Raw genomic sequence first — 21,020 nt, 5'->3', positions numbered from 1 at the left:
GACCCATGTGCTGCCTTCTATCCTGTTAGTACCAGAGACATGTCCGGATATTCCGCGCACATGAAATCGACGAATGCTCGAACTTTTGGAGTAGCCAAGCGCCTGGAGGTATGCAAGACCCAAAGCTCGGGTTCAACACCCGATACCGTGCCCCACTGGACCAACTCGCCACGGGCGAGCTGATTCCATGCGATGGACTGTGGGATCAGGGCAACACCACCACCGGCGATAGCCGCATCTCGGACCATCAGTAACGAAGAGAACCGCAGCTTTGGGATCGGCTCCAGGACCAACTGTCCGCCATCGAGACTCCAGTGGGTGGGCTGGAAGCTCGAAGTTACGATGCCAGGAACGGGCCTGATTGCGCCCGGCGTTGGTTTAATGACTTCAGGCGCCGCCACGACTATCAGCCGGTCTTTGGCGAAGCACCGGCCGACCAAACTGCTGTCTGGGCTCGGGTTGATCCGGATGGCGACGTCGAATTGTTCCTCCACAAGGTCAACCACGCGATCCTCCGCCACGACTTCGATTTCGACCTCCGGGTAGGCGGCACAGAATTCTGCTCCGATGCGGCCCATTGCAAGCTGGGAGAACAGGACTGGGGAGGCGACACGCAAGCGTCCGCGAGGCGTCGATACGCCCTCACGGGCTGCTGTCATGGCTTCGGCCACCTCGCTCAACGGTCCTTCTGTTCGAGCCATCAGCATTTCGCCAGCTTCGGTGAGCTTCAGGCCGCGAGCGCTGCGCTCGATCAGCCTCACCCCCAGTTGCTCCTCAAGGTCGGAGATTCGACGCGATAGGGTGGCTTTGGATATGCCGCTCGCACGGCTCGCCTTTCCAAGCCCCTCATTCGTTGCGACGAGTGTGAAGTCGATCAGCGCGTTCAGGTTCATAGTGTTCCAATTTTGAAACGAAGTGTCTGTATTTTGGTGTCTGCGCTTTATCTGCGCAACAGCATATCTTCTCGTCATCGGAACTCGATACGAGGAATTGCAATGAGCACCCTGCAACGAGCTGTACTGATCCGGGCATACGGCGGTGCTGACGCCGTGGAAGTGGCCAAAATCGAAAAGCCAGAACCTGGGCAAGACCAGGTTCTCGTTCGGGTTCGTGCCGCCGGCGTAAACGGTATTGATTGGAAGGTCCGCGAAGGTCATGTACGAAACGCGTTCCCGCTTCCATTGCCAATAGTGCTGGGCGCCGAAATGGCGGGTGTCGTCGAGGCTGTCGGCCCCGGTGTCTCTCGCTTCCGTATTGGCGATCGCGTCATGGGCGCGGTGGGAGGACTGGGCGCTTACGCTGAATGTGTGAGCGTCAGTGAGTCGAGCCTCTCCCTTACGCCTGAGAATCTTGATGATGTCCATGCTGCTGCTGTTCCTGTCGCAGCCGTGGCAGCCTGGAAGAGCCTCAATCATGCGGGGCCGATTCATCCCGGCCAGCGGATCCTTGTCCACGGAGCGGCAGGTGGGCTGGGTGCCTATGCCGTGCAGTATGCCAAGCGGGCAGCTGCGCAGGTCTTCGCAACTTCGGGCACGGCTGACCTGGACTATGTACGCAGCCTCGGTGCCGATCATGTCATCGACTATCAAACCCAACGTTTCGAAGACATCGTCCGGGACATTGACCTGGTACTCGACTATGTCGGGGGTGAGGTGCTGGATCGCTCTTGGCAGGTGCTGACTGAGAACGGCGTCATTGTCGGCACGTCGTCGCCCGACATTCTGGCGCGTATCCCAGCCAATCGCCGGGGCCTGTGGTTCATGAACACACCTGATCCCGAACTTCTGGCTTCGCTGGCAAAAGAAATCGCCAACGGCACGCTGCGGACCAGGATCGGGGAGGTCGTTGGCTTCGCAGACATACCCCAGGCGATTGAACGCAATCGCACCGTTTCCGGGACTGGAAAAATCGTGGCGGACTTCTCTCGCTGATCCACTCCATCTATCACTGCAGGAGATTCAAAATGAGCATTCTCGTTACTGGTGCCACGGGCACCATTGGTTCACTCATTACTCAGGGCCTGGCTGACGCGGGCGCCGAGGTCAAAGCGCTCGTGCGCCAAGCTGGTAAACGCGACTTCCCGGCTGGCGTCACTGAAGTTGTAGCAGACCTCACCGATGTACCCTCAATGCGCGCTGCGCTGTCTTCGGTACGGACGCTGTTTCTGCTCAACGCCGTTACGCCCGACGAGGTCACGCAAGCCCTCATTACGCTGAACCTCGCTCAAGAGGCTGGCATTGAGCGCATCGTCTACCTCTCGGTGATTCATGCCGACATATTCACCAATGTTCCGCACTTCACGGGCAAGCATACCGTTGAGCGGATGATCGAAAGCCTCGACATCCCCGCGACTATTCTGCGTCCCGCTTACTTTATGCAAAACGACCTCATGGTCCAACAGACGATCCAGAACTACTCGGTGTACCCGATGCCAATCGGCTCGGCCGGCGTCTCAATGATTGATGCGCGCGATATTGCCGATGTCGCCGTGGCAGAACTGCTGCGACGCGACAAGGCATCTTCTGCTCTTGATCGTGTAACGCTGGAGCTGGTTGGGCCACAAGCACTGGTTGGTGCATCCGTGGCAAAGACCTGGAGTTCCGCCCTGGGTCACGAGATCGCTTACGGTGGTGACGATGTAGCAGCCTTCGAAGGGCAACTGGCTTCGTACGGTCCCGGCTGGTTGGCATACGACATGCGCCTGATGATGGCGGGTATCCAGAAGTTCGGCATGCAAGCAGCTGAAGGAGCCGTGGACCGGCTGGAAGCCATCATTGGGCACCCGCTGCGTTCTTATGAAGACTTCGTCCGCGAAGCTACTGCCGGCGTTTAAAAAACAGGGCAGGGGGCATTCTTTTTCGCCAATGCATTGTCCCCTGTTAACCCATCTTCGTTCGGCTCCGCGCCGTCTAAAGTGAACACTCACATGAGTCACCAAACTTTCAATCGATCCAACAGCACGAGCAGGGTTTTCAAGTACACGTCCCTCGGATTACGTCTTATAGCGGCCTTGGCGTTTCTGGCAGCTGGCGGTGCCAAGCTCGCTGGCGTGCCAATGATGGGCTACACCGCCAAGGTCGGCAGCGCTGGATGATCTCGGCCGTGGCGCGGGTGATGCTGCAATGGCCATTGCTTCAATGAAGTGATGACTTTATCGAGGACTGTTTTTTTGTGAATGGGAATCAGTGTTAATTACGAATGGTTTTGTATAGCATGCGCCGGAGTTTTTTGGCAGTTTCACTCCCTGCATTGGCCTATTCGTAAAGGTTTTTCTCTCCATGCGTCGAACCCTGCTTTCCATTTGTGTGCTGCAAGCATTGTCGTCTACCTCATGGGCTGAACAAACGGAGGTGTCACCCTCAACGCTTGAGCTGGACGCAACCGATGTTATCGGTACTGCGAATTACGAAAGGGCGGACGGCCCGGTGCAGGGTTATCTGGCTACGCGCTCGGCCAGCGCCACACGCACCGACACGTCGATCCACGAAACCCCGCAATCGATCAGTGTGGTCTCGAAAGATGCGGTCGAGGATCTGGGAGCCACCCGTTTGCAGGACGCGTTGGACTACGCCGGGGGCGTGGGGCGGGCGAACAATTTTGGTGGACAGGGTCTGACCACGTTTACCGTTCGTGGCTTCACCACTGGCGAGTTTTATCGCAACGGTTTTCCGATCAACCGCGGTTATCCGAACATGCCGGATGCCAACACTATCGAGCGACTCGAAGTGCTACGCGGTCCGGCAACCATGCTCTACGGTCGGGGTGATCCTGGTGGCACGTTCAACGTGGTTTCCAAACAGCCATTGCCCGAACGCACCGTCACCTTGGGCAGTCAACTGAACGATCAGGGCATGAAGCGTGGCACGCTGGATGCTTCCGGCCCGCTCGACGAAGAAGGGCGCCTGGCCTATCGACTGAACGTAGTGGGCGAGGGCGGCGACACCTTCCGCGATCACGTCGAAACCGAGCGCTACGGTATCACTCCGGTGCTCACGTGGCAGGCAACCGACGCGACCAAGCTGATTTTCGAAGGCGACTTCATGCGTAACAACGCACCTCTGGATCGAGGCGTTACACGTTTCCCGAGGCAGACAGGTACCGCCTCTCGCGACAGTTTTTTCGGCGAAAAAGACGCTGGCAAACTGCATAACGACAACAACATGGCGCAGCTGCGTTTCGAGCACATGCTCAATGACGACTGGACGCTGGGTGGTGGCTTCCAGTGGCTCGATGGTTCGCTCAAGGGCAACGCAGTCGAGGCCAACGGTATTGCCGCTGACGGCCGCACCTTGGGGCGCAACTTCAACTATCGCAAGCTGGAGTGGACCGACAAGGATACCCAGCTCAATCTGACCGGCCATTTCGATACCGCTGGTTTACAGCACACGTTGCTCACCGGTATCGAGTACGAAGATTATGACTACAAGTCGATCATTCAACGCTCCAGCGGTGCTGTCGATGCGTATCCGATCGACATCTTCGATCCGGTGTACGGCCAGTCGCGTCCAGCACTGACTCGTACGCCGACCCACGACAAGGAAAACCTCAAAACTTATGCCGCGTTTGTGCAGGATCAATTGGCACTGACCGACAAACTGAAGGTGCTGGCAGGGGCGCGTTTCGAACGCTTCGAACATGACTACGAAACCTTTGTCCCGGGCGGCAAGAGTTGGCAGGCGAGTGACAACGCAGTAACTCCGCGCATCGGCGTGACCTACGATTTGACCGAGACATTAGCGGTTTATGCCGACACCGCGCGCTCGTTCAAGCCCAACACCGGCGCAAGCCGCCTCGGGGGAGGGTTTGCGCCGGAGAAGGGCAAGTCGTACGAAATGGGTATCAAGTGGGAAGCACTGGATCAGCGGTTGAGTGTCGATGCGGCGATCTATCAGATTGAGAAGCGTAACGTGCTGACCACCGACCCTGTCGATTCCACCTTCAGCGTTGCTGCCGGTGAAGTGCGAAGCCGTGGTTTCGACATCAACGTTGCCGGCAACCTCACTCCCGAATGGCGCGTGATTGGCGGCTACGCCTATGTCGATGCCGAAGTGACCAAAGACAACGTACTGCGCTCTGGCACGCGGCTGCTGAACATCCCGAAAAACAGCTTCAGCCTGCTGAATATGTACGAGTTCCAGGACGGCACCCTCAAGGGATTGGGCTTGGGCACCGGATTCAAGTACGTCGACGAGCGCGCCGGGCAAACCGCCAACACTGCGTTTTCGATGGGCAGCTACACCGTTGTCGACTTGCTTGGCTTCTACAAGATCAATGACAAGGTGCGGCTCAATCTTGACGTGAAAAACCTGTTTGATCGCGATTATGAAGAAGGCGCGTTCGGCAATGTTTACGCTTATCCGGGTGCGCCACGAACTGTGCAAGTCGGTATTTCCTACACGTTGTAGTGCGGTGAATATCAAGGGGGGAGGAACGCTTTGGTCCCCCAGGAAAGTGGCGGACACAAAAAAAGTCCCAGCTGTAGGGGTGGATCCCCCCTGGAGAATCCATCAAGGCCACCACACCCGTCCGATTGTCAGTTGGACGGGTGTGGTGCTGCCATTGATGGCAGGCACTCCTTGTTGGTTTCCGGTCCGCTATGTTTGATGGCTTGAGCAGGCAAAATCCGAAGGGTCGAACCGATCGGTCGTGTCCATCCGAATACTTCGCAGGCCCACTGTTTCCAGGTGTGAGGCGTATAAAGGCTCCGAAAAATAGCTCATCAGGATGGAGCGACGGCGTGCGCCGATTGAGTTCAGACTGCCCGCATGCACTAAATCGGCATCAAACACCAGGATGTCACCCGCGGCGCCTGAAAGCTGCACAGACCGGGACTCGTCATTGAAGTCCAATGGCGGCGCTTCCTGGTCAGGGCGATGGCTGCCGGGGACGATACGTGTCGCGCCGTTCTCGGGGCCATAGTCGTCGAAATAAGCGATGGCGTTCACAATGTCGCCTGGCCGTTGGTCCGACAAGTCGCGGTGCAGTTGCTGATGACCGCCACCTGCAAGGGGTTCGCGACCCTCCACCTGCGAGAGGAAAAACCGTTCTCCAATCAACTCACCCACCACCGCCAGCAGCTCCGGCAGACGACACACAGTCTGAATCTTCGAATCAGAATCCAACAGCGAATGGCGCCAATCCATGCCGCGCGGCACTGGCCATTGGTCCGCCGGCTTCACGCCCGCATCGAACACGGCACGAAGGTCACCCAGCCACTCGGCCGGGATCGCTCGACGGAGCAGCGCAAAGCCATCTCGATGGAGTTGTTCGCGGTCAGTCATGGATTCCTCAATTTCCTTGCCACCAACGCATCAAAAATCCTGCAGTTGCGCGCGCAACTGATGGACATCATAGAAGAACAAAGTGGACAGCCTGTTCTTCGCGCTCGTTCAGATCTGTTCCAGCAACCAGGTACGGAACGCGATAAGCGATGGCAGCATTTCGTTGCGCGGCGGGTAGGTCAGGTAGTAGCTGCGCTGGCTGGCGAAGGGCTGATCGAGGCTGATCAGCTCTGCGTTGGCCAACTCGTCGGCCACTAGGATGCGTGGCACCAAACCGATGCCGATGCCGGCCCTGACAGCCTGGATCAAGTGCGAGGTGAGTTCGAAACTCGGCCCCAGCCGCATCATTCGATGGGGCAGGCCGTGGTGGCTGAACCACTCGCCCCAGACGTTGGCATTGTTTGTGACGTTGAGCAGTGTCTGTGCGCCAATGCGCTCCGGCGTCCAGGCGTCGTGGAGCTCGGCCGCTTCTGGAGAAATGATCACCATCAGTTCTTCGGTGTGCAGGCGATGGCTGATCAGGCCCGGCAAATCGGCATTGCCGACGACGATCGCGGCATCGATACCGCTGGTTTCGAAGTCGATGGCGTCGATCCGGGAATTGATGTGCACCAGCATGCCGGGATGGGTTTTGTAGAAGTCATGTAGGCGCGGCAATAACCACTTCGAGCCGAAGGTCGGCAAGGTGGCCAGGCGCAAGGTGCCGCTGCCGGATTGATAAGCCATGGCTTGCAACGTGGCGCTGCGGATGCGTCCGAGCGCTTCGCTCATTTCCCGCTGGTAGAGACGACCGACATCGGTCAACTGCACTTGCCGGCCTTCACGGCGAAACAGCGTCAGGCCCAGTTGCTGTTCCAGCGCCTGGACTTGCCGGCTCACGGCGCTTTGGGTCAGTGACAGTTCCATCGCGGCGCGGGTGTAGCTTTCATGGCGGGCGGCGGCCTCAAAGGCCAGCAGCAACGACATCGAGGGCGTGAGGTGACGGTAATTCATTCGTAAAAGTCATCGATAGCGGCAGGATTATCCATTTGTCCGGCGCCAGAGCCTACAGGATCATTGGCGTAGCCGACGACCTGAGGCTGACCCATTAATGCTCAGGCGACAAGTGTTTTGATTTTTTTCATGATTAGACCGACAAGAGAACAGCCTGCGATGATCGCCCAGTTGCCCACCGTTGCACTCGCGGCACACTACCCGGAATTTCTTCAGGCCCTGCGCGCCAGCGGTTTTCGTGGCCAGCTCAGCGCCGACTACGCCACCCGCACCGTGCTGGCGACCGACAACTCGATTTACCAGCGCCTGCCGCAAGCGGCGGTGTTCCCCATGGACGCGGACGACATCGCACGCATCGCGACCTTGATGGCCGAACCACGCTTTCGCCAGATCAAGCTGACCCCGCGAGGCGGCGGCACCGGCACCAACGGCCAGTCATTGACTGATGGCATCGTGGTCGACTTGTCGCGGCACATGAACACCATCCTGGAAATCAACGTCGCCGAGCGTTGGGTGCGGGTGCAGGCGGGCGTGGTCAAGGACCAGCTGAATGCCGCGCTCAAACCCCATGGGCTGTTCTTCGCCCCGGAGCTGTCGACGTCCAACCGTGCCACCGTCGGCGGCATGATCAACACCGACGCCAGCGGCCAGGGGAGTTGCACCTATGGCAAGACCCGCGATCACGTGCTGGAACTGCACAGTGTGCTGCTCGGTGGCGAGCGCCTGCACAGCCTGCCTCTGTCCGACGCGGAACTGGAAGTGGCATGCACGCAACCCGGCCGCATCGGCGAGGTGTACCGGACGGCGCGGCACATTCAGGAAACCCAGGCCGACCTGATCGAGTCGGTGTTCCCCAAACTCAACCGCTGCCTGACCGGTTACGACCTGGCGCACCTGCGCGACGAGCACGGGCGTTTCAACCTCAACAGTGTGCTGTGCGGTGCGGAAGGTTCGTTGGGCTACATCGTCGAAGCCAAGCTCAACGTGCTGCCGATTCCCAAGTATTCGGTGTTGGTGAACGTGCGCTACAGCAGCTTCATGGATGCGTTGCGCGACGCCAATGCGTTATTGGCGCACAAACCGTTGTCCATCGAAACCGTGGACTCCAAAGTGTTGATGCTGGCGATGAAAGACATCGTCTGGCACAGCGTCGCCGAGTACTTCCCGGCGGACGCCGGGCGCGCGACGCTGGGCATCAACCTGGTGGAGTTCAGCGGGGAAGACCTGGCGGACGTGAATGCTCGCGTGGCGTCGTTCGTGGAGCATCTGCAGGCCGATACGACGATTGAGCGACTGGGCCACACTCTGGCCGAGGGGGCCGAAGCCGTGACCCGCGTATACACCATGCGCAAACGCTCGGTCGGGCTGCTGGGTAACGTCGACGGCGAGGTTCGCCCGCAGCCTTTCGTCGAAGACACCGCCGTGCCGCCGGAGAAACTGGCTGACTACATCGCTGAGTTCCGCGCCTTGCTGGATAGCCATGGCCTGGCCTATGGCATGTTCGGTCACGTCGATGCCGGTGTGTTGCATGTACGTCCGGCGCTGGATATGAAAGATCCGGCCCAGGCCGCTCTGGTCAAGCCGATTTCCGATGCCGTGGCCGAGCTGACCCGGCGTTATGGGGGGCTGCTGTGGGGCGAGCACGGCAAAGGTTTGCGTTCGGAATATGTCCCCGAGTTTTTTGGCGAGCTGTACCCGGCGCTGCAATCGCTCAAGGGCGCGTTCGACCCGCACAATCAGCTCAATCCCGGCAAGATCTGCACTCCGCCGGACGCCGCGCAAGGCTTGCTCAAGGTCAACGAAGTTACGCTGCGTGGTGACCTGGACCGGCAAATCGACGAGCGCGTCTGGCAAAGCTTCGGCTCCGCCGTGCACTGCAACGGTAATGGCGCCTGCTACAACTATGATCCCAACGATGCGATGTGCCCGTCGTGGAAAGCCACCCGTGAACGCCAGCATTCGCCAAAGGGCAGGGCCTCATTGATTCGCGAGTGGTTGCGTCTGCAAGGCGCGGCCAATATCGATGTACTGCAAGCGGCCCGAGGCAAATTGTCGTGGCTGAGCGGGTTGCCAACGCGGTTGCGCAATAACTTGGCGCGCTCGCGCGGCGAGGCGGATTTCTCCCATGAGGTCTACGACGCGATGGCGGGGTGTCTGGCCTGTAAATCCTGTGCGGGACAATGCCCGGTCAAGGTCAACGTGCCGGAATTCCGTTCGCGATTTCTGGAGCTGTACCACGGTCGTTATCAACGCCCGCTGCGCGACTATCTGATCGGCTCGCTGGAGTTCACCCTGCCTTACATGGCCTACGCGCCAGGTTTGTACAACGCGGTGATGAGCTCGAAATGGGTGAGCCGTCTGCTTGAGCGACAGGTCGGTATGCTCGACAGTCCGTTGATCAATCGCCATAACCTGCAGGCCACGCTGACCCGCTGCAAGGTCGCTGTCGCCAGTGTGCCAGCCTTGCGCGAGCTCACTGTCGCGCAACGCGAGCGCAGCGTGGTGCTGGTACAGGACGCCTTCACCCGGTACTTCGAAACCCCGTTGCTGGCGAGCTTCATCCAGTTGGCGCATCAGCTGGGTTATCGGGTGTTTCTGGCGCCCTATAGCGCCAACGGCAAGCCTTTGCATGTGCAGGGTTTCCTCGGTGCCTTCGCCAAGGCGGCGATCCGCAACGCCCATCAGCTCAAGACGCTCGCCGACTGTGGAGTGCCGCTGGTGGGCCTGGACCCGGCGATGACCCTGGTCTACCGCCAGGAATATCAGAAAGTACCGGGGCTCAACGATTGCCCAAAGGTCCTGCTACCCCAGGAATGGCTCTGCGACGCGTTGCCGGAAAATCCGCATCCCGCGACTGATACCTTCCGTTTGTTGGCGCACTGCACCGAGAAAACCAATGTCCCGGCCAGCACTTCGCAATGGGAAACCGTTTTTGCCAGGCTCGGGCTCAAGCTGACGACTGAGGCGACCGGCTGCTGCGGCATGTCCGGAACCTACGGTCATGAAGCCCGCAACCAGGACACCTCGCGGACCATTTTCGAGCAGTCATGGGCCGGCAAGCTGGACAAAAAGGGTGAGGCGCTGGCGACGGGATACTCCTGTCGCAGTCAGGTGAAGCGCTTTGCCAACAGGCAATTGCGCCATCCACTGGAGGTTGTGTTGGAGCGCATTGTTCAGCCCGTTCGCTGATGCAAACCAAACGCTGCGGCTGATTGCACGCAGCATCAGTTCCTTGGCGCGGCGCTCCTGCCCGTCGGACAGGGCGCCCACGGGCGTGCCAAGGTGCATTGATGGTGTGGATTCACCTGTCAGGAGTGAGCCGGGTAATCCACGTATCCACGCTGATCGCCACCGAAGAAGGTGCTCGGATCCGGCGCATTGAGCGACAACCCGTCGCGAATTCGTCGTGGCAGATCAGGGTTGGCCAGAAACGGCCTGCCGAACGCGATGATGTCCGCGCGGCCGTCGATCAAGGCCTGTTCCGCCGTCTCGGGGTCGTAGCCACCGGCGATCATCAGCACGCCGTCCCACGCTGCACGCAGTTGGCCGATGATTGCATCCCAGCGCGGATCGAAGTTCTCGTCCTTGACGGTGCCGACGACAGCAGGCTCGACGAGGTGCAGGTAGGCCAGATTCCACTGGTTCAATGAACGTACGATATGGCCGAACGTAGCTTGCGGCGTCTCATCGCCCATGCCCATGAAGCGTCCCATCGGCGTGAGGCGTACGCCCACGCGCTGCGCACCGACTTCGTCGACGACGGCAGCAACCACTTCCAATAACAGGCGCGCACGGTTTTCCAGGCTACCGCCGTAGCTGTCCTCGCGCTGGTTACTGTTGCTGTTGATGAACTGATCCAACAGATAGCCATTGCCCGCATGAATTTCCACGCCATCCATCCCGGCGTTCAGCGCATTGCGCGCGGCCCGGCGATAGTCGTTGATGATGTCAGCGATCTCCGAGGTTTCCAGTGCCCGCGGAACCGGTACGTCGCCCCACACACCGTTGCCATCCGCGTCGACGATGAACGTCTTGCCCGGCACGGGTAATGCGCTCGGGGCCACTGGAAGGGCATTGCCAGGCTGGAAGCTTGGGTGCGACACGCGGCCCACGTGCCAGAGTTGCATGAAGATCAAACCGCCGGCCTCGTGCACCTGGCTGCTGACTTTGCGCCAGGCCTGTACCTGCTCATCGCTGTAGATGCCCGGGGTCCAGGCATAGCCCTGGCCCTGTCGGGAGATTTGCGTCGCCTCGGTAATGATCAACGCGGCGCTCGCACGCTGGCGGTAATACTCGGCATTCATGGCCGTCGGGATATCGCCCGGTTGCCCGGCACGAGAGCGTGTCAACGGCGCCATCGCCACTCGGTGCGGGAGTGTGTATGGCCCCAATGCGATGGGTTGGAACAGTTGCTGCGTCATAGAATTTCTCCGGGTTTCGAAAAGAGGGAGCAGGGCGGCGATGGACGTTTGGCCAGGCACCGTATGGCTGTAAGTTAATCCGCTGCATGCCGCTTGATAATCCGCATCAGCCTCTACGCTGCATTGCGTGAAACGCAACGCTGCGCAGGGTCAGGACGGTTGCTCCGAGCGGGTCAAAGGAAGGTTCAGCCAGCGTCGGCCGGTAGCGTTCGCCACGGCATTGCCGAGGGCGGCGGCCATCGGTCCCTGGACGATTTCGGCGGCGCCGAGAAACGGCTGTCCCGGCTGGTCGAGCAGGTGCACGTCGACCTTTTTCGGCACCTGCGAAAAGCGCAGGATCGGGTAGCCACTCCAGTCGTAGCTGCGTATGCCCCCGGCGTCATAGGCGACTTTTTCATACAGCGTCCAACTGGTGGACTGCACGATCCCGCCTTCCACCTGGTTACGCAGGCCATCGGGATTGACGATTTGCCCGACGTCTACCGCCGTGACGACGTGATCGACCTGCACCTCGCCGGTCTGCGGATGTACGCGCAAGCGCACCGCGATCGCGCAATAGCCCATGATGTTTTTGTAGCGGGCAAACGCGAAGCCGATGCCCGCGCCAGGTTCGCTGCTTTTTTGCGGCCAGCCGATGGCGTCGCGCACGCGCTCCACCACGGCCCGCGCCCGGGGATCCGCCAGATGGGCAAGGCGCAAGGCCACCGGATCGCTCCCGGCCCTGGCGGCCAGTTCATCGATGCACGCCTCGATTGCGAAGACGTTGATGTGCGCGCCCAGCGAGCGCATGGCAGAGGTGCGAAACGGCATCTCGGTGACGAAGTTCATGTTGATGCGAGTGGACGCCAGCGTGTACAGCGGCACGGCATTGCGATCGCCGTCGCCTTCAGGTTGAGCGATGGGCACCGAAGGCGCGGAGGTGAACGGTCGGGCCAGCAGTCGCGCCGGCAGCAACCGGCCCGCGTTGACGATGCGTTCGTTATGCGGCGTGGTCCACAGTTCATAGTTCCAGTCCTGCAGTCGACCTTGCGCATCAAGATTGGCCTGCACTTCAGTCACCATCGCCGAGCTGTAGGGTTCCCAGAGATTTTCCTGCTCGCGCATCCACTGCACCCGCACCGGCGTGCCCGGTATTCGCATGGCAATCAACGCCGCGTCGGCCGCCGCATCGTCTGCGCCGTTGTGGCCGTAACAACCGGACCCTTCGGTGTGGATACAGCGAACGCGCTCGGGCGGTAGGCGCAGCATTTCGGCGATGCCGGCGCGCAGCGGATACACGCCTTGGGTGTGGGTCCAGACGGTGAGGGTGCCGTCCTTGAACCAGGCCACGGCGCAGGACGGGCCGATGGAGCCGTGCATCAGGTATTGCTTGGTCACGCGCGCTCGATAGCGGTTGTCGGTCGCTTCCTGTGGCGTGCCCTCATGGCTGATCGGGTAGCGGCGTGAAGGCAGGCGCTCGAGCAATGTGTGGATGTCCCGTGACTCGGGTATGGCTTGACCACCGCTCCAGCGCGCCGATTCATATCCGCTGCGCATGGCTTTGATCGCTTGCCATTCATCACGCGCCACCACGGCAAGGTAATTGCCGTCGCGAATCACCTGCACAACCCCCGGCAACATTTTGATCGACTCCGCGTCGAAGGCCTCCAGCGTGCAGCCGGGACGAGGAGGGCGAATGACCCGGGCGTGCAGCATGCCCGGCAGACGAATGTCCTGGACAAATGCAGGGCCGCCGCTGACTTTTGCCGGAATATCCAGCCGTGGCAGCGAATGACCGATCAGCTTGAAGCCCGTCGCTGGCATTGCCGGCGATTCGGACTTGGCATAGAGGTGCAGATCGACGTTTTTGACGGCGTCAGCGTAGGACATTCGTTGTCCGGCAGGGCCGTGAATGATGCCTTCCTGCGTCGTCAACAGTGGCGGTGCCAGCTCCAATGCATGGGCCGAGCCGTTGACGTTGAGCGTGACTTGGGTCATTTCGTCTCCTGACGGATCGCTTCAATAGTGGAAGAAAGTTCTGTCCAGGGTTGGTCAGGCCTGGCTTGCTGGCGCAGGTATGACGCCAGGGCTGCGAGTTGAATGTTGTCCAGGCTGGCGGCAAACGGCGGCATGACCGGTCCGGGCACGCCCGGAGTTGCCGGCACACCTTCGAGCACGGTTTTCAGGAAGTTGCGTGCGCTTGGGGCTTGCAGTGCCGAGGTGCGATCAAGCGCCGGACGCCCGTCGATCTCGCGCATCGGCGCCGCAGGGGCATGACAACCGGCGCAGGCACTGGCGAACAGCAGGGCGCCGCTGGTCTGGTGCAAGGTCTCAACGCTCCCGGCGCCGGGTTGGATTTCGGTGATTGCCGCCTTGGTTTGCAGGCTCAGCAAATACTCGGCAATCGCCTCTGCGTCGCTGACCGGCAAGCGAGCCAGACTGAGGCTGACCGGGCGCATCGGGCCCGCGGCTGTGCCGTGCCCGTCCACCACTTCTGCCCGCAGATAGTGGACCAACTGCTCAGTGCTCCACGGGTTTGTGCGACGGGCCATGCCGAGCAGCGAAGGCGCCTCCCAGCCATCCACCTCTCCGCCCGCGAGGCTTTCGCCGGACTTCTCGGCACCGATCAGGTTCAACGGTGAATGGCAGCCCGCGCAGTGGCCGGGGCCTTCAACCAGATAACGTCCGCGATTCCACGCTTCAGATTGCTGCGCCACAGGTGTCAGCGGCTTTGCATGCAGGAACAGCAGATTCCAGAACGACACCAGCGGCCGGATGTTCATCGGGAAATTCATGCGGTTTTGCATGGCCGGTGAGTTCACGGCAGGGCCGCTCATCAGGTACGCATACGCGTCGGCAATGTCGCCTTCGCTCATGCGCCGGTAGTGCACGTACGGGAAGGCGGGGTACAGGAAGTGGCCATCGCGGGAGATCCCTTCACGCATCGCCCGCTCGAACGCCGGCAGTGACCATTGGCCGATACCGGTCTGCGGATCGGGTGTGATGTTGGTGCTGTAGAGCGTACCGAACGGCGTCACCAGCGGCAGCCCGCCCGCCATGTATTGACCGCCGGGACGCGTATGGCACACCGCACAATCGCCTGCTTCGACCACCCGCGCACCGCGCTGCAATTGCGCGGCATCGAACGTTCGCGGGCGCTCAATCGGTGCTATCGCCGGGCGCCACATCAGCAGCGCCGCGCCGATTACGCCGATCGAAGCGAGGACGGCCGCGCTGATCCAGAGGGGGCGGGATCTCAGGAAGTTGGCCTTCATGAGGATTTGCAACGTGAGGGACGCGCGGAGGGCATTGATGATGGATTCGGGGTCATGAACAGCTCCTTGAGCAACCGGGGAAGGGCGCTGATGGAGAGCCCTGCGCCAAGTGCCCAAGGGTAGAGAAGTCGCAAGCGTCGGAGTATTGCCAGGTCGCGCAATAGCGCTTTGCGCCAACCGCAACGCCGGCATCGTTGCGGATGGCGCATCACTCCATTGCCCGGATGATGGATTCTCTGTGTCGGCCCATGCCCTTAGCCTTGGCACCACTTTCCCGAACTCAACGAGGTGTCATCATGCTCACGGGTAACCCCGCAGCGGCGGCCAAGGCCGAACAGCCTGCTTCACTCTCCGGCCTGATGGTCGCGTTCCTGGCGTTTTGCTGCGGCGCGGTCGTGGCCAACCTCTATTACGCCCAACCGATTGTCGAATTGATCGCGCCGCAGATTGGCCTGTCCAGCGCCAATGCCAGCCTGATCGTTTCACTCACACAGTTTGGTTATGCGCTGGGTCTGCTGTTGCTGGTGCCGCTGGCCGACCTGATGGAAAACCGGCGGCTGGTCGTGGGCTTCACCCTCGCGGCGAGCGTTACGCTGTTGTGTGCCGGGTTGACGCACTCGCCGTCGATGTTCCTCGTGTTTTCATTGCTGATTGGCCTTACTTCGGTGGCGGTGCAGATTCTGGTGCCACTGGCGGCGCACCTGGCGCCCGAAGCCACGCGCGGCCGCGTGGTGGGCAATATCATGAGCGGGCTGCTGCTGGGCATTCTGTTGTCGCGCCCGTTGTCCAGCCTGCTGGTGGACGTGTTCGGCTGGCGCGGGGTGTTTTACAGCGCGGCGGTACTGATGGCCGTCATCGCCCTGATCACCGCGGCTGCGCTGCCGCGCCGTGTGCCGACGCATCAGGCGACTTATGCCGCGTTGATCGGCTCGGTGTTTACCCTGGCTCGTCGCCATCCGGTGCTGCGTCAACGTTCGTTGTATCAGGGGTTGTTATTCGCCAGCTTCAGCCTGTTCTGGACCCTCGCGCCGATTGAGCTGATGCGTCACCACGGTTTCAGCCAGGCGCAGGTGGCGATTTTTGCCCTGGTCGGAGCGGTAGGTGCAGTCGCTGCGCCGATTGCCGGGCGCTTGGCCGATGCCGGTCACGGCTACCGCGGAACACTGGTCGCACTGCTGCTGGCACCGGCTTCATTGTTGATCGCTGCGCTGCCCGGCAGCAGCTACCTGTGGTTGGTGGTGTGTGCGGTGCTGCTGGATTTCGCCGTGCAACTGAACATGGTGCTGGGCCAACGGGAGGTGTACGCCATCGACCCGCACAGCCGGGCACGACTCAACGCCGTGTACATGACCAGCATCTTCGTTGGCGGTGCCTTGGGATCGCTGGTGGCGAGCCCGCTCTATGAACACTTCGGCTGGAACCTGTCTGCCGCATCGGTGGCATTGCTCCCGACGCTGGCCCTGGTGATGTTCCTCGGTCGCAAGGCCGATGCCTGAGCGCCGGGTGCCGGGGAGTCCGGTGAAGCACGGTCATACAAGACGTCTGGCGAACGGTGATGCACTATCATCACCGTTTCTTTTTGACCGGATTCCGCTTATGGACAAGTTGCTGGCACTGAAGATGTTTGTTGAAACCGTGCGTTGCGGCGGCTATTCCTCCGCGGCGCGCAAACTCGGCATCTCGACGTCTTCGGTCACTCGCCAGGTGGCGGGGCTGGAAAACGAGCTCGGCGCCAGCCTGCTCAACCGCACGACACGCAACACCAGCGTGACCGTCGCCGGGCAAACTTATTTCGAAAAGGCTGTGGCGATTCTTGACGCCATCGACGAAGCCGATGCCGTGGTTGCCGACCGTGGCAGCGAGGCGCAAGGACGCCTGCGGATCAGCGTCCCTGTCGAGTTTGGTCGGCGGATCATCGCGCCGCATCTGGGCCGTTTGCTCGAGCGCCATCCGGGACTGGAAATAAGCGTGTCGTTGAGCGATCAGGTCAGCGACCTGCTGAGCGAACAGATCGATGTGTCAGTGCGTCTGGGATCGTCGGTGGTCAGTGAAGACATCGTCAGTAAACGGGTAGGGACCTTCCAGCGCTGGGTGGTGGCCAGCCCGGATTACCTGAGCCGCCACGCGGCGCCGTGTCATCCTCGGGACTTGCTCGAGCACCAATGCCTGCGCTTCGATTACGGTGGTTCGCACCACTACTGGACGTTCCAGGGCGACGAGGAAACCATCCAGCTCAATGTGCATGGCCGCCTGCAAAGCAACAACGCCGACATCTTGCGCGAAGCGGCAATCGCTGGCGGCGGCGTGACCCTGCTGGCCGACTGGCTGGTGCGCGACGATGTCGCCGCAGGCCGGCTGACACGGTTGCTGGAGCATTACGAAGTCAACCCCGGCAGTGCAAGCAGTTGCATCAATGCGCTGTACTTGCCCAATCACCGGGGCTCTAGCCGGATCAATGTGTTTATCGATTTTCTAGAGGAAATCCTCACGCCTGGTGGATTGAATAGCCGATAGATTCATTGCCCGTCACTTGCTGCGCTCGAGTCATAAGCCGGGCACGGCCAAACGCGTCAGCTACACAAATGGCTGGCCAGTAAAACCACGTGGCAGTCTTTGCCGTCCGGGCATTTCGATCAGCCGTTGGGTCCACTCTGAGCGCCAATCATTGGCGGTGTGGGTGGCTTTGGCCTTGCGTGCGGCCCGACGGGCGGCGTTGCGTTCGGTTTTGCGCGCTTCTTTGAACGCATCGGTGTTGCGGCAGCTTCTGCATTTCACGCGGTTCAGTATGCTGCTGGAGGTCAGGTTGCTGCCTTTGTGCCCGCAGGCCAAGTGCCCGCCGACTTTGAAGTGAGTGACCATGGGACATCTCCTTCGTGATGTGTAAGCGTTCGACAACCGGTGGATGAGGGCGTTCGTTCGGGATATGGCAGGCAAAAAAATGGCCCGCATGCGGGCGGGCCAGGGGATGTTTTCAAAGGAGCAAGTGAACTGTAGGGGCTCGGTTGTGAAGGCGGTGTGAAATGGCCGAAGCACGAATAAAAAAAGCCCGGCAAACCGGGCCGGGTTGGGCTGCAGCGCGAGTCGGGCAGGCAGGCACAACCACGGTGACGAAGAGGTCACCGCTCAGGTGTGCTGAATTGGACTCTGTCCCTGGCTCAAATAACGCGGTCGCCTGATTTGAACCGAGGCAGTGGCGGCTCGACATGTTTGAGTGCAGACAACGCGCTGCGAATCTGCGGCGTGTCCTTCTCGATGTCGTTCAAGCGGTCACGAATCCTGAGCGCTGTCGGATGCCCCCCTTGATGATCGACCCAGTCGGCGATTTCCTTGCACGCAGCAGCAAGGCGCGCCTGACGGGAGTCAAGCAGGGTGAGCAGGGTGGCGATAGACTCTTTCTCGGACATGACAATCACCTCCGTTCAAGGAAATCGGCTAAAGGGCAACAAAAAGCCCGCGGGGGAGCGAGCTTTCTGCCGATGGGTCGCTGGTCCTTCAGCTCCTTCAAGTATAGACCCGGAAAATGAAAGTGGCCGGCGTCAAGCCAACCCGTGCGACACCGGCGAACTGGCCGCATTAAGCCGGCGACATTCGCGCTTGGCGTCCTCTTCAAGATCGAAACCGTCACCAATGAAGCCGCGAGTGCGGGTATCGACGATGCGATACCAGACGGCGGCGTCGGGCGGTGGGTGACCGGTTTCTCCGGCCCGGCGGCCATGAACGATGATCTTGTTGCAGCGTTTCACAACGAAAATGTCTTCCATGGCGTCCACCGAAGCTGTTCGTGTTCAGATCAAGCATAGAAGCGCTTTGCGATCATGCAAAAAACTGGTGGGTCAGTTCGTCGGTTGGGAGTGTCTTCGAAGGCAACTCACTACGTTTCAGCCGTCTCCATAAGCTTCTCCAGAAGCACCGCCAAGGCCACTTCCTCTGGTCTGAGTCTTTTACGCCCTCTGGATCGAGGCAGTTCGGCCAGTACGCCCCGCATGAATCCATCGACAACCGCCGGGTGGATGTAGCACTTGCGGCACACTGCCGGGGTATTTCCCAGCTGCCGGGCGACATTCTTGACCATGTCCACCACGTGTTGCTTCGCCTCGGCTGGCGATTCCCACTGCAGCTTGCGCAACACTGCCAACGCCAGCGCACTGCCGGCCCAGGTGCGGTAATCCTTGGCGGTGAAGTCGGCGCCGGTCAGCATTTGCAGGTAAGCGTTTACGTCGGAGGAGCTGACGGTGTGCCGGTCGCCGTTCTCGTCCAGATACTGAAAGAGGTCTTGCCCGGGAATCTCCAGGCAGCGCTTGATGATCCGGGCCAGGCGTCGGTCTTTTACGGTGATCTGGTGCTCGATGCCGCTCTTGCCGCGAAACTGGAACATGATCGCGCTGCCGTTGATCTCGACGTGACGGTTGCGCAGGGTGGTCAGGCCGTAGGAACGGTTATCCCGGGCGTACTGAGTATTGCCGACCCGGATCAGCGTCGCATCGAGCAAGGTAATCACCGTGGCCATCACCTTGTCGCGGCTGAAGCCGGGTGTCGCCAGCAGCGCATCAAGCTGTTTGCGCAGTTTCGGCAGGGCCAGGCCGAAGTCCCGCAAGCGTGAATATTTGTCGGCATCGCGCACTTCGCGCCAGCGCGGGTGATAACGGTATTGCTTGCGGCCACGGGCATCGCGACCGGTGGCTTGCAGATGACCGCGCGGGTCGGGGCAAATCCACACATCGGTGTAGGCGGGCGGTACTGCGAGGGCATTGATGCGTTTGATTTCATCCGGATCGGTAATGCGCTGACCCGACGGGGCGAAATAGCCGAATGCGCCACGCAGCTTCTTGCGAGTGATGCCGGGCTGGCTGTCGTCGACGTAATGCAGGTCGGACGGCAGTCCATCGGACAACGCGGTATCTGGCATGGCAGGCAATCCCGGGCGGCGAGTCAGGGTGTTAAGCCATTGACCACGCGCCATTGCCGGGGTGCCTGAAGAGTGCCGACAGATTTTAGGCCAGCACCGCCACCGCTTTGATTTGTGCCCACAGTTGCTGGCCGGGGTGCACGCCCAACTGATCCCGGGAGTAGCGGGTGATTCGCGCCAGCAGTGGCGTGCCAGCGGCGTTGAGGCGGATCAGTACATGAGCGGCGTTGTCGGCGCCGATTTCACTGATCACCGTGACCGGCAGGCGATTGAGGATGCTGCTCTGTTCGACGCTTTGCAGGCTCAGGCTGACATCCCGCGCCTGAACCTTGCAGCGCAGGGTCTGGCCCTTGGTCATCGGCGCATGGGCAACCCGAATGCTCAGGTCGGTGTCGGGCAGTTGCAAGGTCAGCAGCTGGTAGTCGGCTTCGTAGGCGCTGACGTGCCCTTCGATCACCACGCCGGCGTCATCGCCCAGCGCCAGCGGCAGATCGAGCCGGGCCAGGGTTTCGCCGATGGCGCCGCTGGCCAAAGCCTTGCCGTTGCTGAGCAGGACGAGGTGATCGGCAAGCCGCGAGACTTCATCCTGGGAATGGCTGACGTACAGCACCGGGATGTCCAGCTCATCGTGCAATCGTTGCAGGTAAGGCAGGATTTCGTTTTTACGCTGGGTATCGAGTGCCGCCAGCGGTTCGTCCATCAGCAACAATCTGGGGCTGGTGAGCAAGGCGCGAGCGATGCCGATCCGCTGGCGCTCGCCACCGGAAAGCTTCTGCGGGCTGCGGTCGAGCAAATGGCCGATTCCCAGCAGTTCAGTGGCATGGGCCATATCGACCCGGCGCTGTTGGCGGGGGATACGCTTGAGGCCGAACTCAAGATTGCCCCGCACCGACAGATGGGGAAACAGACTGGCTTCCTGGAAGACATAACCCACGGCGCGTTTATGCGGCGGGACGAAAATCCGCTTGTCGCTGTCCTGCCAGACTTCATCGTTGATCTGGATAAAACCCTGCTCGGCGTGTTCCAGGCCAGCGATGCAACGCAGGCAGGTGGTTTTGCCCGAACCGGAATGACCATAGAGCGCAGTCACTCCACGGCCGGGCAATTGCAGGTCGATATCCAGGGCAAATCCCGAATAGCTCAGTTTCAAGCGCGTTTGAATCAT

At 60.7% G+C, this 21,020-nt stretch carries 16 protein-coding genes and 1 pseudogene; 6 read left to right on the top strand and 11 right to left on the bottom strand.

Going from position 1 to position 21,020, the window contains the following annotated elements:
* Positions 1-17: 17 nt before the first annotated feature.
* Entirely contained in the window at positions 18-893 is an 876-nt protein-coding gene (locus AC1D2Q_RS28420) for a LysR family transcriptional regulator (RefSeq protein ID WP_477815385.1), read from the bottom strand.
* Positions 894-995: 102 nt separating this feature from the next.
* Here AC1D2Q_RS28420 and AC1D2Q_RS28415 point away from each other — a divergent pair, with 102 nt between their 5' ends.
* From AC1D2Q_RS28415 to AC1D2Q_RS28405, 3 genes are all read left to right on the top strand, one after another.
* Complete coding sequence (locus AC1D2Q_RS28415; RefSeq protein ID WP_477815384.1) at positions 996-1,931, top strand: NADP-dependent oxidoreductase; 936 nt, start codon at positions 996-998, stop codon at positions 1,929-1,931.
* 32 nt (positions 1,932-1,963) lie between these two features.
* Positions 1,964-2,833: an NmrA/HSCARG family protein gene (locus AC1D2Q_RS28410; protein WP_477815383.1), complete on the top strand. Its 870-nt coding sequence runs from the start codon at positions 1,964-1,966 to the stop codon at positions 2,831-2,833.
* 445 nt (positions 2,834-3,278) lie between these two features.
* The gene (locus tag AC1D2Q_RS28405; RefSeq protein ID WP_477815382.1) at positions 3,279-5,405 is read left to right on the top strand and encodes a TonB-dependent siderophore receptor; all 2,127 of its coding nucleotides are present in this window, start codon (positions 3,279-3,281) and stop codon (positions 5,403-5,405) included.
* A 189-nt stretch (positions 5,406-5,594) separates the two neighbouring features.
* On the opposite strand, the gene AC1D2Q_RS28400 is transcribed toward AC1D2Q_RS28405, so the two are convergent.
* Complete coding sequence (locus tag AC1D2Q_RS28400) at positions 5,595-6,281, bottom strand: phytanoyl-CoA dioxygenase family protein (RefSeq protein ID WP_477815381.1); 687 nt, start codon at positions 6,279-6,281, stop codon at positions 5,595-5,597.
* A 108-nt stretch (positions 6,282-6,389) separates the two neighbouring features.
* Positions 6,390-7,274 (bottom strand): LysR substrate-binding domain-containing protein, encoded by an 885-nt coding sequence (locus AC1D2Q_RS28395; protein ID WP_305409035.1) that lies wholly within the window; start codon positions 7,272-7,274, stop codon positions 6,390-6,392.
* 159 nt (positions 7,275-7,433) lie between these two features.
* Between AC1D2Q_RS28395 and ydiJ the strand changes: the two genes are divergently transcribed.
* Complete coding sequence (ydiJ, locus tag AC1D2Q_RS28390; protein ID WP_477815380.1) at positions 7,434-10,463, top strand: D-2-hydroxyglutarate dehydrogenase YdiJ; 3,030 nt, start codon at positions 7,434-7,436, stop codon at positions 10,461-10,463.
* A gap of 119 nt (positions 10,464-10,582) precedes the next feature.
* Here ydiJ and AC1D2Q_RS28385 read toward each other — a convergent pair whose 3' ends face one another.
* From AC1D2Q_RS28385 to AC1D2Q_RS28375, 3 genes and pseudogenes are all read right to left on the bottom strand, one after another.
* Positions 10,583-11,695, bottom strand: coding sequence for an alkene reductase (locus AC1D2Q_RS28385; RefSeq protein WP_477815379.1), 1,113 nt, complete (start codon positions 11,693-11,695; stop codon positions 10,583-10,585).
* A gap of 150 nt (positions 11,696-11,845) precedes the next feature.
* Positions 11,846-13,612: pseudogene (locus tag AC1D2Q_RS28380) on the bottom strand (xanthine dehydrogenase family protein molybdopterin-binding subunit); the annotation flags it as partial.
* 56 nt (positions 13,613-13,668) lie between these two features.
* The gene (locus tag AC1D2Q_RS28375; protein WP_477815378.1) at positions 13,669-14,949 is read right to left on the bottom strand and encodes a c-type cytochrome; all 1,281 of its coding nucleotides are present in this window, start codon (positions 14,947-14,949) and stop codon (positions 13,669-13,671) included.
* A gap of 296 nt (positions 14,950-15,245) precedes the next feature.
* Here AC1D2Q_RS28375 and AC1D2Q_RS28370 point away from each other — a divergent pair, with 296 nt between their 5' ends.
* Positions 15,246-16,445, top strand: coding sequence for an MFS transporter (locus AC1D2Q_RS28370; protein WP_477815377.1), 1,200 nt, complete (start codon positions 15,246-15,248; stop codon positions 16,443-16,445).
* 100 nt (positions 16,446-16,545) lie between these two features.
* The gene (locus AC1D2Q_RS28365) at positions 16,546-17,463 is read left to right on the top strand and encodes a LysR family transcriptional regulator (protein WP_477815376.1); all 918 of its coding nucleotides are present in this window, start codon (positions 16,546-16,548) and stop codon (positions 17,461-17,463) included.
* Between the two features lie 60 nt (positions 17,464-17,523).
* Here the strand turns inward: AC1D2Q_RS28365 and AC1D2Q_RS28360 are convergent, their stop codons facing one another.
* The 5 genes from AC1D2Q_RS28360 to modC form a co-directional block, all read right to left on the bottom strand.
* Positions 17,524-17,808: a hypothetical protein gene (locus tag AC1D2Q_RS28360; protein ID WP_105345952.1), complete on the bottom strand. Its 285-nt coding sequence runs from the start codon at positions 17,806-17,808 to the stop codon at positions 17,524-17,526.
* A 296-nt stretch (positions 17,809-18,104) separates the two neighbouring features.
* Entirely contained in the window at positions 18,105-18,353 is a 249-nt protein-coding gene (locus AC1D2Q_RS28355; RefSeq protein WP_018929055.1) for a hypothetical protein, read from the bottom strand.
* 132 nt (positions 18,354-18,485) lie between these two features.
* Entirely contained in the window at positions 18,486-18,710 is a 225-nt protein-coding gene (locus AC1D2Q_RS28350) for a hypothetical protein (protein ID WP_477815375.1), read from the bottom strand.
* Between the two features lie 110 nt (positions 18,711-18,820).
* Positions 18,821-19,855: a DNA topoisomerase IB gene (locus tag AC1D2Q_RS28345; protein ID WP_477815374.1), complete on the bottom strand. Its 1,035-nt coding sequence runs from the start codon at positions 19,853-19,855 to the stop codon at positions 18,821-18,823.
* Positions 19,856-19,940: 85 nt separating this feature from the next.
* Positions 19,941-21,020, bottom strand: coding sequence for a molybdenum ABC transporter ATP-binding protein (gene modC / locus AC1D2Q_RS28340; RefSeq protein ID WP_477815373.1), 1,080 nt, complete (start codon positions 21,018-21,020; stop codon positions 19,941-19,943).

The sequence above is a fragment of the Pseudomonas sp. P1_A1 genome (genome assembly GCF_056406935.1).
Note: the sequence above shows the minus strand (reverse complement) of the source record. Positions and strands in the feature narration are given on the sequence as shown.